Here is a 12,923-nt window from a genome sequence, read left to right as displayed (position 1 = left end):
TTCTGCATCTTATCTCCGGATTTGCTGCCCTCACTATAGCGGACCCAGCACCACATCACAGCAGTGCATTTTTCAATTATTTCAAGTTTATCAAGGGCAAAAGGCAGAAATAACTTAAGTTTATCTGTGTCCATCTTTAAACACAGTGATGCCTGTAATGCCGAATCCAGCAAACTTGGATGCAAGCCGAATTGGTCACGTGTATTAGAAACTGACGATGGCAGGGACAGCTTAGCCACTATCTGCCCCGCTCCCATATATATTTTTTCAATCCCCTGATGTCCGGGACCATAATCGAGTCCTATCAAGCTGAATGCTTCGTAGCATTGGCTGGAGCTAAGACTGCCTTGACTGCACTGAGCCTGCAAAGCGTACAAATCCAGTGTTGGAACTTCGCCAGCCAAGCTCAGCATAGCGATTCCCTGACTGTATACGATAGGCTCTGTGCCAATTTGAGGCTCACTATAGATTTCAAAAGTAATCTCTCCGCTCTTTTCAGGAAAGAGTCCAATATGCACCTGAATCGGTTGATCTCCCACGACAATTGGCCTGGGCCAAACAATATTTTTGAGCAGGATTCCTATTTGTTCATCTTTCAATTCGCCTGTTGCCTGTTGCACTGCCGCCCGGGCCATCTCAAGATAAGCCACTCCGGGTAACACTTTCTGACCCTGCACAACATGATCAGTCAGGAAAAATTCCTGGCCTGTAAACGTTGAACTGCTACGTTGTTCAGAAAAATTCGATGTGTTTTGATGTAGTAACGGATGGACGAAATTTAGTTCGCCCGATCCTGTTAGGATATTAGACTTCTCCGCGATACTGTTAAATAGCCAAAAACGCTTCCTGGCAAAAGGATAAGTTGGAAGATTGGCCCGTTGTATCTTGCCATCCGGGAAAATCATCTTCCAATTGAAGTTATGCCCATTAACATACAGTTCAGCCAAAGCCATAAGCTTATTGCAATATTCCTGGCTATCCTTCAACGCATTTGCCTGCAACTCTTTAATAATATTTTGACCCAACTCTGAAAAAAGAGGCTGTCTCTGTCTGTCTTTCTCTATATTACTCTCTGTAAAATATCCTCCGGCTTTTCCTGTTTCCAAAACTTGCTTTAATTTATCCTGGAGTTCTTGTACATCCTTTATCACCAAAACAGACCTTATTGCAAAATGCTCCCTGCCACAAAGCGAGGTTGCACTAATATCCATGAGATCAGTTTCCTGTCCTTTATTCTCCAGCCAACGTTGCAGATCCTGTTCCTTCTGTCGCAATGCTGCTTCGCTTTTGGCGGATAAACAAATTAAATAATAAGGAAGTTTAGACCTGGGATGACTGGTAGTAACAGGTGCTTCTTCCAGAACCACATGGGCATTTGTACCTCCAAATCCAAAGGAACTTACGCCTGCTCGTCGGGGAAAAGCTTCATTGTTTTTATCTACTGGGGGAATCCATTCTTTTAACTGATCTACAAAATAAAATGGACTGTTTTCACTTATAATGCGATGATTTAACTGTTTGAAATTTTGCAGCCCGGGTAACTGTTTATGTTTCATGCACAATAACACTTTGATTACCCCGGCAATTCCCGCTGCAGGTTCCAAATGACCGATATTGGTTTTGACAGACCCCAAACCGCAATAGTTTTTTCCTAATGTTTGTCCCTGTTGCGTAGTAAGGCTGGCGAATGCTTTTTGTAATCCCTGAAACTCAATGGGATCTCCCTTGGGAGTACCAGTTCCGTGAGCCTCGATATAGCTGATGCTCTCAGGTGCAACCCTCGCTTGTCTATGCGCTGCTACAATCACATCTGCTTGGGCATCGGAACTAGGATAGGTTAAGGTATGGGTTTTCCCATTATGATTCACCGCGCTTCCCTTTAAAATGCCATGAATAAAATCACCATCCGCTAGAGCTTGTTCTAAAAACTTGAGCAAAATCACACCTGCGCCTTCGCCGCGTACATAGCCGTCGGCACTTTCATCAAAAGTTTTACAAGAACCTGTTGGCGATAACAAACCGGTTTGGGAAAGTGAAATAAAGCGAGTAGGAGTCAGTAATATGCTAATTCCCCCAACCAGCGCCATGTTACACTCTCCTAAAAATAAAGATTGAATGGCTGAATGAATGGCATTAAGCGAACTAGAACAAGCACTATCTACAGAAAGACTTGGTCCTTTTAAATTCAAATAATAGGAAATACGATTAGCAATTAAGGCTGCCGAAGTGCCTGTAGAATAATGAGTTTCAATTATATTACATTCTCTTTCTTGCAATTCCTTATAATCAAAATTAAATGACCCGGTGTAAACACCAACTTTTTCCCCCGATACCTGGGAAGGACAAATCCCTGCATCCTCCAAACAAGCCCAACTAAGTTCTAACATGATTCTCTGCTGTGGATCCAGCGCTTCGACTTCACGGGGAGAAAGACTAAAAAATTCGGCGTCAAAAGCATCAACATCATCAATAAATCCTCCCCACTTACTATTACTCTTATTTAATTGACTTTTAGGGTCTCCCCAAAAATCTTTCCAATCCCAACGATTATGAGGAATTTCCTGAATGCTTGAATGTCCCTGTTTAATGTTTTGCCAAAACCCCTCATAATCTGCAGCTCCTGGAAATCGGCACGCCATACCGATAATGGCTATATCCTGTTGCTTGTCCTGAACGATCTTCTCAATCCCTTTTCTATACTTTTCCTCATCAGATTGGTGTCTGCTCTCTTTCATAATATCTCCTTTCTGGTTTCCTCGGTTCATTTTTACTTCCATTTTGAACTACTGCCTAGCAAATCATAATCGCATCTGATTAGACGGTGACTTTCCACAATACATAGCCCGGCTCAATCTAGTTTCAAGTAACATGCGCGCCAAAGAATATTTCACCATAAAATTGCACTTAAACTGATCAGCCCCCCTTTTTCGATAATTGTAAATGTCATCAATAATGAAAATGCCGCTATTTTGATATACGCTGTCGATTAACTTTTGACATCCAATCTAAATACGGCATTTTGATGATAGAGTTCTTTACTCATATGGTAATATTAAATTCCTGATCGAAAACATAAAAGCGGCAGTTTACTTCAATGTATCCCCCCTTTATTTAGAGCCCTTTACAATCCTTCATTTTTCATTTACATTTATAAAATTATTACCACCATCCTAAATTTGTGTGTAGTTTTAAACATTGAATAAGGTGAACTGATGATTAAATTTCTGGTATATCAGTCAGAATGTGCAAAGCTCAAAATAATCCGGTGCAATTTTATAAAAGTTACACCGGCTTGGCCATTGCCACAAATCGAGGAACCCGCTGCTTAAGCTTGACCTTAGCAGCGGGTTCTATAATTTCTAATAACAATAAATGGTTTTGTTGAAGGGAGATTTACTTTCACGGCGCATAGCTCTCAAGTGCTGCCCACAAATCCCGATTCCCTAAAGAATCATAACGACTTTGAGGAACTAAGACAGCACCCCACTTCCTAACATATGACTTTTCCCCAGCGTTTGCTCTACGCCTCCGCAGATGCAATCTGAAAAAAATTTACCATTGCCTTGCTATTCTAAATTTTCAGATACTTTATAGTAAAACAATACCATATATTATAAAATTTGTCAATTTATTTGTGGGTTATTTCACGAAAGACTCCTTCGCTTTTAAAAAGGGTTGTGCCAAGTATAGCGCTGATTACTAAAGCGAAAACAATGGCTAAAGTTAGTCTCTCCTGACAAATAGAAAACAGGTTAATGTATTCTAAAAAAAGGTAATTTAGTAATTTTATGGAATTAAAAAAGAGTATACCGATAAAATACAATTTCAATATTATTTTTGGGGAGGGAAGTAAATTGTGAAAGAATGGTATGTTTTACATATCACCTGTGGAAAGGAGAAAATAATTCAATTAATTTGCCGGAAGCTGAATCCAAGCTGCGAAATTATTAATCCAAAGAAAAAAATTCCTTGGCGAAAAAAAGGCCGCGTTATCACTTTAATAAGACCGCTGTTTGAAGGTTATTTATTTGTTTCAACAACCAATGAGAACATTAAAGAGTTTCATTATCTGCTGCAAAAGCATAGAATGAATATTGGTTGGCTGGTTTACAGTGCAGGCTCTCTGCTACCTATATCTTCTCAAGAAAAACAATTAATTCAAACATTAATGGATAATGAAGGAATCGTCGGAATTAGCAGGGTCAAACAGACTAACAATCAAATTGAAATTATTAACGGACCATTATTAGGGTTTGAAAAAATGATCAAAAACTATTCCCGCCGGGAACAGCGGATCACTGTAGAAATCCCCTTGCTGCAAGAAAAAAAGCAGATAAAACTGGGCGCAATTTTAATAGGCTCAAATGGAAAAATGTTAAACACCACCAAATACGATTGAACTGGCCTTATTTATTTTTCATACCGTACTTTTATAATTATCATCCGCGCCTAAAAACAAAGCCGGGAAACTAAGTAAAGTTTCCCGGCTTTGTCGCCCCTGAAGGCGATTGGTTTAAATCCAATTGTCTTGGCGCTAGCCATTAGCGCCCATGATGCATATGCCCGCCGGCCGCACCAGGATCCCAGCCCATAATCGTCGGGTCAACCATACCAAAGATCATCGCAATATGGGCGACCACAAGAAAGACCGTTAACAGAATAAAATGCAGCTTGGTTTTATCATCACTGGATTTATCCTTGCCAATGACCCCCAGCTCCAACAGCGCGATTCCAAACAGCGGCACCACACCGCTGAGATAGGCGCCTACCGCCAGCACATCAGCAATACCACGCCACTGAATATGGGGAACGGTTGTAATCATTAGATTTAAGAATATCCCGAGGAAATAAAACCCCAGAACAATGCCAATCCATTTATTCCAGGTTCGCCAGCCGCCGGGGCCGGAATTGCGGTAGAATACTGTGAAAAATTCGGTCGCTACCAGCGCTTCAGCCAGCCCTACCGGTATAACCATGTATAGGATAAGATTCCATGGCTGATTCACTGCCAGTAGCTCCATGTAATTTGTCATCATCATTATTTACTCACCATCCTTATTGAAGTGCTTTTATTATACACAGCAAATGTGAAAAACTGGTGAAGGTAAATAAAAAATCTGATGATTAACCGAAGCCTTGCTTCAGAGCATTGCGTTTCTCTCCCTGTTACTCAATAATCTCGGAAAAGTAAATGACCGAGACCGTATCCTCCAGGGTTATTGTTTTCTGATATATTTGCTCGAAGAAAGCAATCAGCTCCTCAATTGTTTTTATCTCCGGATTTTGATGGTCTAAATCCTGTGTTGTCAGGTCAACAATTTTTTTTATGAGAATCCGGTCAATAATTGCCGGGTAGAGTTTTCTCTTTTGTTCAAATTTTTTCCCGACAGTGATCCAAACAATGGAATTATCATGATATTTATCTCTGACATCTCCTAACCGGACAGTACAGTTCTTTTGACGGGCGATTAACAACTTTTCGTGATTATGCGATTGAAAATTAAGTGCAAACATTAGCTACACTCTCCTCTTTTAAATTAAAAACCATGCTGCTTTTATTATATCATTTATTATCAATCCGGCTAACACTATTTACAATTTTCAACCGTAAAAAAGAGCGCTCTTGGATTTTAGAAAAAAAAGAGCTGTCTCAAAATTGAGACAGCCCTTGTGTGGGTCTACCATTTATTTTTCTGAAACAGAAGCTTTTGATTACCATCAGGGTCTGAAGATGTGTAATATTCCTCCAAATACAATCAACGATACCGCCATAAAAGCAAAGTATTTTAGTCCGTCCAGCAAAGATGTTTGTGGTTTCATTTCAGGTGTCATAATCAGCAGCCCCTTTCCTTTTAAGCTAACTTAATTATATGCTAATTGTATGTATATTGTAAATATTCTTAAAATATGAAATTTTCGAATGACATTTTAAGATCATTATTCTTTTTACGAATGAATCGCATTCTATAAAAGAATGAATATTCTTCACTTTTGCTCATCTAGGGCTTATTTCCAACCAGCTAAAGGGAAGCCGGTGCTCTCTGTACAGCTCTGAAGTTTCCGCTCAGCCGGCATTGTCGCCGCTTACCTATATCCCGCGAGGGGAGGCTCCGATACCGGCCAGTCCTGCCTACTTTACAAGCTCTGCCGGGATGTGTTAAAGTGAAACTGGTCAGATCCTTAAATACCGATAGGTTAGCTGAATTTCTGGGAGGTATTCGATGTCTAATCATGAAATACTGTCAATGCAGCCGGGACGCGATCTGGATGTAAAGCTGGCCTTGGATGTAATGGGTTATCTCTGGATCACCCACTGGCTGCAGTTTAGCGCTGAACTGGCGGTCAAATGGCTGGGTACACAGCAGGAACTTGCCGAAGCCGGCGGCGTGTTTAAAGCTGTCAAACCGGAAGATTTCCAGGCGCTCAAATACCGGGAAAACTTTGCCGAAAGCGTTCCCGCTTATTCCACTGCGGCGGACGAATCAGCAAAAATAACGGCTAAAATGGCTGAGCTTGGCTTTCAATATAGTACCGAAACGACAGTTGCCAGCGGCAATACCGTTTATATTGTCGGATTTTCCAAATCAGGTAAGACCGCTGCCACAGCCAGGGCTGCAACTCTGCCGGAAGCCGTTGCCAAAGCAGCATTGCTTGCCGTCGCCTGATTAAAGGAATGAACAGTATGCCAATGATCACAATAGCCGGCCGGAATATCAGCTACACGATCAACTATAAAAACCGGAAAACCATCCAGCTTAAAATCATCGGAGCCGATCAGTTAGCGGTCAGCGCGCCCCCCAATACTTCACTGGCGGAACTAGACCGCATCATCCGGACAAAGGCGGGCTGGATAACGAAAAAAATGCTTTACTACCGGCAATTGGCGGCCAACCCGGTAAACGCCTCCTGGCATCACGGGGCAGCGCTGTTGTTTATGGGCAAACCGTATACCATCAGCATTCACCTCGCCGCCCAGCACTCACTCGTCGAGCTGTCGGAGGATGTCATAACAGTAACCACAGCCGGTAATACCGCCGCCGCAGTGCCCGGACTACTTAAGGCCTGGTACATTAACCAGGCGGCAGCCCTGCTGCCCGGCCGGACAGCCGAATGGAGCGGAAAGCTTGGCGTTCAGCCGAACCGCATTGTCATCAAAGAACAGCAAACCAGATGGGGCAGTTGTTCTTCTTTGGGAAATATTAATTACAACTGGCGCATCATTATGGCCCCTGCCTCCGTCATTGATTACCTTGTTGTCCACGAGTTATGCCATCTGAGAGTGCCCAATCACTCGGCTGATTTCTGGCGGCTGGTTGGCGCATATTTGCCTGATTTTAAAGAACGCCGGAATTGGCTTAAACAAAATGGCGCCCTACTGTCCCGGCCATTGTAAAATTCCGGGCCGTAACCGAATTCATGGTCTTAACAACCATCGCATAATAAAGGCTGCGCTGATTTTTCACTCAGCACAGCCTGTTTTTGCCGTGAAGATGTATTTATGAGATTCCGCTTGCTTTGTTATCTCCTGCGAGGCCGGCGTCCGCCTCCGAAACCTCCGCCAAAAATCATCCAGGCCAGCAACCCCAGCACGGCTATGTTGCCGACTTCACCGCCGACTACTCCCAGATCTACCAGCACTGATATTGCCGTCAAAACCCCCAGATACGACATGCTCTTTTTAAGATCAATATAAGGATGACGTTTCAGTAATAGATAGGCGGATATTAATACGGCAAAATCAATAATAACCCACACCAGCGGATTTGCAAACACATACTTTAATAAACTGCCGCCGATCATAACCGCAAATACTTGCAGCCAAATTTGATTCACTATCGCAAACCTCCCAACATTTAATCATTATACCATTATCCTAACATTTGCCCACTGATTAAGTCAATTTAATCAACAATCTGCGATGCCAGAGCTGCACAGCAGGACGCAGTTCAGCGTTTTTACGGCATCCCGCGAAAATAGCGTGATTGCAATTTATTCATCGCGATACAGGACAAAATAAAATAAATGTAGAATAGCAAGAAATTAATCATCCACATTCTAAATCCCTGTAAATACTTGTTTACCATCATCAAACCGCTATAGTTAGGGGTCATTTTATGTCAAAGCAACGAATTCAGGCCATTGAATACATTCGCGGCATAGCAATGCTCGGTGTTATTGGCATCCATACCGGCGCATATTCTTTAGCAAATCCGTTGGTAAATGTCCATTTGTTTGCCTGTTTTGAAATTTTGACCAGATTCAGCGTCCCCATTTTCTTTTTTGTCTCGGCCTTTGGCCTATTTCACAAGCAGGACTTATCAGGAAAATTCGACTACCGCCAATTTATGAGCCGGCGTCTCCGGGCAGTCCTCCTTCCGTACCTGGTATGGTCACTGTTGTATATGCTTCATTATACCTGGATCAGCGGCGATGCAGCCATCTGGAAGCCCCAGCTTTTATTACAGTATATCGCCTTTGGGCTTGCTTCCTACCAATTATATTTTCTGGTCATACTGCTATGGTTTTATTCCCTGATGCCGCTCTGGCGGGTAGCCGTACGGCGAATATCCGCCAATCCCCTGCGGAGTCTTTGTCTCCTGCTGCTTTTGCAAATAGCGGTTAATTATTACTCAAGTTATATTCTGACGCCAAATTTCTCCAATTACTATATCAATGTTGCGATTAAACACCGACTAAGCTATTGGGTTGTTCACTACCTGTTTATCTTTATCCTCGGCGCTGTCTGCGCCGTACACTACCGGCAATTTCTCCATTACCTGAAAAACAATCGCCCAGCCATCCGGTGGTCGTTGCTCTTGTCCGTAACCGGTATGCTGGGCTACTACTACTTTCTGCTGTATTCCAGAGGCTATTCGCCGGAGCAGGCGGTAAACACCGCCCATCAGCTCAGCCCGATCGGCGTTATTTACACGTTAACGGCAACACTCTATCTGTGTTCGGAATTTACCTTTACCGCCCTGCCTACAGGGCTGAAAAAATTTCTGTCGGCTTTAGGCCGGCACTCTTATCCGGTTTATCTGGTTCATCCCTTGGTGATGTACCATCTGATTGACGGCATTGCCCGGTCCGGGAAACTAATGACCGCTCCGGTGACTATCGCTTTCTTCACGCTTACGATCGCGGTTAGCATGGCCTGTGCGGTGCTGCTGGAAAAGACCGGCCAGTTTATTCCGCTCATCAGCCTTTTGCTCACCGGCAGTTTAGGTAAAGCAAAAATTAAGCAGCCTGTTGGTAAAACGCACTCATTAGGTTAACCCCAGCCGGTCCCGCTCTGACTGTGTAATCAGCGCCGGTTCGGAAAAATCAAAAGGACCGGGTATTTCCTGTCTGGATTTGCGTTGTTTGGTTTTCAGCCAGTATAACAGTAAAATTTGGCAGAACTTTTTTAATGATTTCGGATTGCCTCTCACGCCCGGATATTCGGCCCAGCAAGCATAAATCCGGGCGATGATTTCAGCAGGTGAACTTGTCAATTCCTTCCTGGCAATTAATGTAGCCAGCATTACGCACTCTTTGATAATGACAAACAGTGCTTTCTGCCGCAGCCCGTCCGTCGTATGCCGAAATTTCAATTCAGCGGCCAGCAGACGCCGCCCGGCGTCCAGCAACGGATACAGCGCAGTAAAACCTTCTTCCAGCCCGTGTTGGGAAACAGCCAGCCGTGCTGTTTGGGCAGCGGCTGAAATTACCAGCAGCCATAGCTGTTCATCAGACCGTTTTTCAGCCACGGTAAACAAAAAGTCAATAAGTTCCGCAGCCATGTTGGAACGAGGATTAAGGGCAGCCGTTCCGGCCAGATTCTGCCACTCGGCAATGAATAAGGCCAAAGCCGGCTTGGGCGCCGCTTGCTCTTTTGCATACCGCCGTCCTAAAGATAATACACTGGCAAACAGCACATGATCATCGGCCTTAATCACCCGGTGCAGCCACTCGCTTAATACTCCGGCAACCTCTTCGGCAATCGCCTGATCAGCCAAATCCAGATTGCCCACTCTGCCGCTGATTTCCCGGAACAATGCTTCATCACGACGCCGGAGCGCCATCAGACCAAGGATCTTCAACGCCCGCAGGCCCGCTGAAGTCAAACGTCTTTTTGCTTGATTCTCCGGTTGTTCTAGCATTGAGAAAATCTGATCGGCAATTTTGGCCAGCATGAAACTGTGTCTGGCTTTAAAAGCTACCATGGCAATCAGGGTTTGCTGCTCGATGGCAGCCACCTGCTCAGCATCCTTAAGGTTGCGCAGCAAAGGCTTATAGGCATCCAGGACATAGCCGGCGATATCAGCCTGCCCGGTGCGCAGGGCAGCCACCGCCAGAGCCATCAGCCGCATTGCTTCATTCTTGCGGACCAAACCTTCCCCGAACGCCAGCTTCAATAAGTCAACCGCCTGATAAGCGATTGGCTGGTCAGCCTTGGCTATGGCCAAATTAATGCAAAGATAAAGCTCCTTTAACAAACGGCCGGCGTACGCTTTACCCGGGCTGTGACCGTTAATTCTGCTCAACCGCACAGCTAACAGCCTGATTCGCCAGTCTAAACGCCGCAAGAAATACCATCTGACCAACAGAGTTATCCCGAGTAGACTTAACAATCCGCCCAAAAGTTGCATACAGCGCCCTCCGTCCTAATTTACAACCGCATGTACCTTGTCAGCCATTATCCGATCGTTTTAAGGCTGCAAAGCACTAAGCCGCTCCGTTCTCCCACCTGGAATAGATTGTGAGAGAATGAGAGCGGCTTAAGTCTAACTCAATTACCGGGCGTTTATTTCACCCTGATACACTGAACCGCGAACCGCATCCACGGTTACGATCATACCATCACTCAGCCGGCTGATTGCCCCTTCCGCTCCGACAATGACAGGCATGCCATAACTTATCCCCACAATGGCGGCATGTGAGGTTAAGCCTCCTTCTTCAGCAATGATCGCTGCCGCAGTAGCTGCATATTTTGCTGTTTCATCATCAATGGCGTTGATCACCAGAACATCGCCGGGTCGATATTTTTGCTGAACATCTTTCGACGAATTGGCCACACAAACTTTGCCGCTTACTACTTTCTGGCCAACGCCGGTGCCTTTGAGCAAAACATTGCCGACAATGTACACCCGCAGCATGTTGGTAGTACCGGTCAGTCCGACAGGCACGCCGGCTGTCAGCACAATAAGATCGCCTTCTTTAATTGCCCCGGCCTGTAAAGCACTGTTCACTGAGTTTGTTACCATATCATCACTATTATGAGACTGAACGCCCAGAACGGCTTCAACGCCCCACAACAACTGCATCCGCCGAACCGTCTTGGCATGTGGCGTAACAGCGACAATTGGCGCCTGCGGACGATACTTGGAAACCATCCGCGGCGTATAGCCGCGCTCGCTCGAAGTCACAATCGCCGCGGCATGCAGTTCATGGGCCACTTGTACGGTGGCATGGCTGATTGCATCAGTGCTGCTTCGTTGCAGGGAAATCCCCTGGGACAGCAACAGCGATCCGTAACTTAAGGCTGCTTCCGTCCTGATGGCAATTTTCGCCATCATTTGAACGGCTTCAACCGGGTATTGTCCTGATGCTGTTTCACCGCTCAGCATAATGACATCCGTGCCGTCCATGATCGCATTGGCTATATCGCTGGCCTCAGCCCGGGTCGGCCGTGGGTTGGTCACCATCGACTCCAGCATTTGCGTAGCCGTTATCACCGGTTTGCCGGCCCGGTTGCATTTTTCAATTAAGTCTTTTTGGACAATCGGTACTTCTTCCGTTGGTATTTCCACGCCTAAATCGCCTCTGGCCACCATTAAGCCGTCGACAACCTTTAATATCTCATCAATATTATGAACACCTTCGGCATTTTCAATTTTAGCAATAATATCCATAGTTGCGCCGGCTTCCTCAAGAACGCGGCGAATAGCCAGTACATCAGCGCCCCGCTGGACAAAGGAAGCAGCTACGAAATCCATATCATGGCTGGCGCCAAAGAGAATATCGGCAATATCCTGCTCGGACAAAAACGGCAGGTTAACTGCTACGCCAGGTGCAGCTACCCTTTTAAGATTGCTGATTTGCCCGCCGTTTAATACCGTCGTAAGGATATCCTGCCCTTCAACAGCTTGCACCTGAAGGCCGATCAGCCCGTCGGACAACAAGATTTTATCGCCGGGCGAGACCTCGGTCGGCAATAATTTATGATTAACCGATACCTCGTCTTTCGTACCGGTAATCTCCCTGGTTGTCAGGATAAACTTCTGGCCTTCCTGTAAATGAACCTTGCCTTCGGCAAATTTGCCGATCCGCATTTCCGGTCCCTTGGTATCCAGCAACAAGGCCACCGGTTTACCCGCTTTTTCAGCTGCAGCCCGCACTAAAGCAATCCGCGCGGCATGATCCTGATGATTGCCATGAGAAAAATTAAAGCGGGCGACATTCATGCCGGCTTCAATCATCGCCTCTAAAACGCCAGGTTTGTCGGTGCTTGGACCAACTGTACAAATAATCTTAGTCTTTTTCATAAAAAATCCTCCTTGTATCGCTACTGCCTGATTCATTGTCGCTATTTTACCGCATGTTGACAAAGAATGGCATGTGCTTCATCAGCTTCTGATTCCAAAACCAAAATTTCATAAATCCCGTCCCCCAGCAGTGAAGCCACGCCGGCCGGCCGGGTATTGGCGAGAAGTCCCTCACTGCATAACAGATTTTTCAGCATTTCAGCCTGGGCCCGGTTTGACGCAATATAGATGACTGTCCACATTACTGCTGCTGCCTCCTGGTAAACAATTTAACTGTTATAAGCTGTAATATTATACATGGGTTTCTCTACTTTTAGCAGTATTCCTGCTAGAATACGGCATAAAAGGAAATAAAACCAGTAAAATCAGTTGGTATTAGTATTGAATAAATCAACT

11 protein-coding genes are annotated in these 12,923 nt (G+C 45.0%); 4 read left to right on the top strand and 7 right to left on the bottom strand.

Annotated elements, in window-relative coordinates; translation table 11 throughout:
* A partial coding sequence (locus BLR06_RS09325; protein WP_139164475.1) for a type I polyketide synthase occupies positions 1 to 2,777 on the bottom strand: 2,777 nt, incomplete at its 3' end.
* Between the two features lie 1,079 nt (positions 2,778 to 3,856).
* On the opposite strand from BLR06_RS09325, the gene BLR06_RS09320 reads away from it, so the two are divergent.
* Positions 3,857 to 4,399 (top strand): transcription termination/antitermination NusG family protein, encoded by a 543-nt coding sequence (locus tag BLR06_RS09320; RefSeq protein ID WP_092071910.1) that lies wholly within the window; start codon positions 3,857 to 3,859, stop codon positions 4,397 to 4,399.
* Positions 4,400 to 4,541: 142 nt separating this feature from the next.
* Here the strand turns inward: BLR06_RS09320 and BLR06_RS09315 are convergent, their stop codons facing one another.
* Positions 4,542 to 5,039, bottom strand: coding sequence for a DUF6803 family protein (locus BLR06_RS09315; protein ID WP_092071907.1), 498 nt, complete (start codon positions 5,037 to 5,039; stop codon positions 4,542 to 4,544).
* A gap of 127 nt (positions 5,040 to 5,166) precedes the next feature.
* Entirely contained in the window at positions 5,167 to 5,514 is a 348-nt protein-coding gene (locus BLR06_RS09310) for an ASCH domain-containing protein (RefSeq protein WP_092071904.1), read from the bottom strand.
* Positions 5,515 to 6,221: 707 nt separating this feature from the next.
* On the opposite strand from BLR06_RS09310, the gene BLR06_RS09305 reads away from it, so the two are divergent.
* Both BLR06_RS09305 and BLR06_RS09300 read left to right on the top strand, forming a co-directional pair.
* Positions 6,222 to 6,665: a hypothetical protein gene (locus BLR06_RS09305; RefSeq protein WP_092071901.1), complete on the top strand. Its 444-nt coding sequence runs from the start codon at positions 6,222 to 6,224 to the stop codon at positions 6,663 to 6,665.
* 17 nt (positions 6,666 to 6,682) lie between these two features.
* On the top strand, positions 6,683 to 7,393 hold the full coding sequence (locus BLR06_RS09300; RefSeq protein WP_217636870.1) for a M48 family metallopeptidase: 711 nt from the start codon (positions 6,683 to 6,685) through the stop codon (positions 7,391 to 7,393).
* A 125-nt stretch (positions 7,394 to 7,518) separates the two neighbouring features.
* On the opposite strand, the gene BLR06_RS09295 is transcribed toward BLR06_RS09300, so the two are convergent.
* A complete protein-coding gene (locus tag BLR06_RS09295; protein ID WP_092071898.1) occupies positions 7,519 to 7,833 on the bottom strand; it encodes a hypothetical protein in 315 nt (104 codons plus the stop codon).
* Between the two features lie 281 nt (positions 7,834 to 8,114).
* Here BLR06_RS09295 and BLR06_RS09290 point away from each other — a divergent pair, with 281 nt between their 5' ends.
* Positions 8,115 to 9,275, top strand: a complete 1,161-nt coding sequence (locus BLR06_RS09290; protein WP_092071895.1) for an acyltransferase — start codon at positions 8,115 to 8,117, stop codon at positions 9,273 to 9,275.
* On the opposite strand, the gene BLR06_RS09285 is transcribed toward BLR06_RS09290, so the two are convergent.
* The 3 genes from BLR06_RS09285 to BLR06_RS09275 all read right to left on the bottom strand — a co-directional run bounded on the left by BLR06_RS09285 (position 9,267) and on the right by BLR06_RS09275 (position 12,769).
* The gene (locus BLR06_RS09285; protein WP_092071892.1) at positions 9,267 to 10,631 is read right to left on the bottom strand and encodes a hypothetical protein; all 1,365 of its coding nucleotides are present in this window, start codon (positions 10,629 to 10,631) and stop codon (positions 9,267 to 9,269) included. The genes BLR06_RS09290 and BLR06_RS09285 overlap by 9 nt on opposite strands.
* Positions 10,632 to 10,775: 144 nt before the next feature.
* The gene (gene pyk, locus BLR06_RS09280; protein ID WP_092071889.1) at positions 10,776 to 12,527 is read right to left on the bottom strand and encodes a pyruvate kinase; all 1,752 of its coding nucleotides are present in this window, start codon (positions 12,525 to 12,527) and stop codon (positions 10,776 to 10,778) included.
* 41 nt (positions 12,528 to 12,568) lie between these two features.
* Positions 12,569 to 12,769 carry a putative signal transducing protein gene (locus BLR06_RS09275; protein ID WP_092071886.1) on the bottom strand — a complete coding sequence of 67 codons (201 nt, stop codon included), beginning with the start codon at positions 12,767 to 12,769 and terminating at the stop codon, positions 12,569 to 12,571.
* Between the last annotated feature and the right edge of the window lie 154 nt (positions 12,770 to 12,923).

Origin of the sequence: Dendrosporobacter quercicolus, from assembly GCF_900104455.1 — a bacterium.
In the GTDB taxonomy this organism is placed as follows: Bacteria; Bacillota; Negativicutes; order DSM-1736; family Dendrosporobacteraceae; genus Dendrosporobacter; species Dendrosporobacter quercicolus.
This window is presented reverse-complemented; position numbering and strand designations above follow the sequence as displayed.

Bases quoted from the DNA above. Each gene is read 5' to 3' on its own strand.
- BLR06_RS09275 (WP_092071886.1), bottom strand. From the start codon at position 12,769: ATGTGGACAGTCATCTATATTGCGTCAAACCGGGCCCAGGCTGAAATG.
- pyk (WP_092071889.1), bottom strand. From the start codon at position 12,527: ATGAAAAAGACTAAGATTATTTGTACAGTTGGTCCAAGCACCGACAAA.
- BLR06_RS09290 (WP_092071895.1), top strand. From the start codon at position 8,115: ATGTCAAAGCAACGAATTCAGGCCATTGAATACATTCGCGGCATAGCA.
- BLR06_RS09310 (WP_092071904.1), bottom strand. From the start codon at position 5,514: ATGTTTGCACTTAATTTTCAATCGCATAATCACGAAAAGTTGTTAATC.
- BLR06_RS09300 (WP_217636870.1), top strand. From the start codon at position 6,683: ATGCCAATGATCACAATAGCCGGCCGGAATATCAGCTACACGATCAAC.
- BLR06_RS09305 (WP_092071901.1), top strand. From the start codon at position 6,222: ATGTCTAATCATGAAATACTGTCAATGCAGCCGGGACGCGATCTGGAT.
- BLR06_RS09285 (WP_092071892.1), bottom strand. From the start codon at position 10,631: ATGCAACTTTTGGGCGGATTGTTAAGTCTACTCGGGATAACTCTGTTG.
- BLR06_RS09315 (WP_092071907.1), bottom strand. From the start codon at position 5,039: ATGATGATGACAAATTACATGGAGCTACTGGCAGTGAATCAGCCATGG.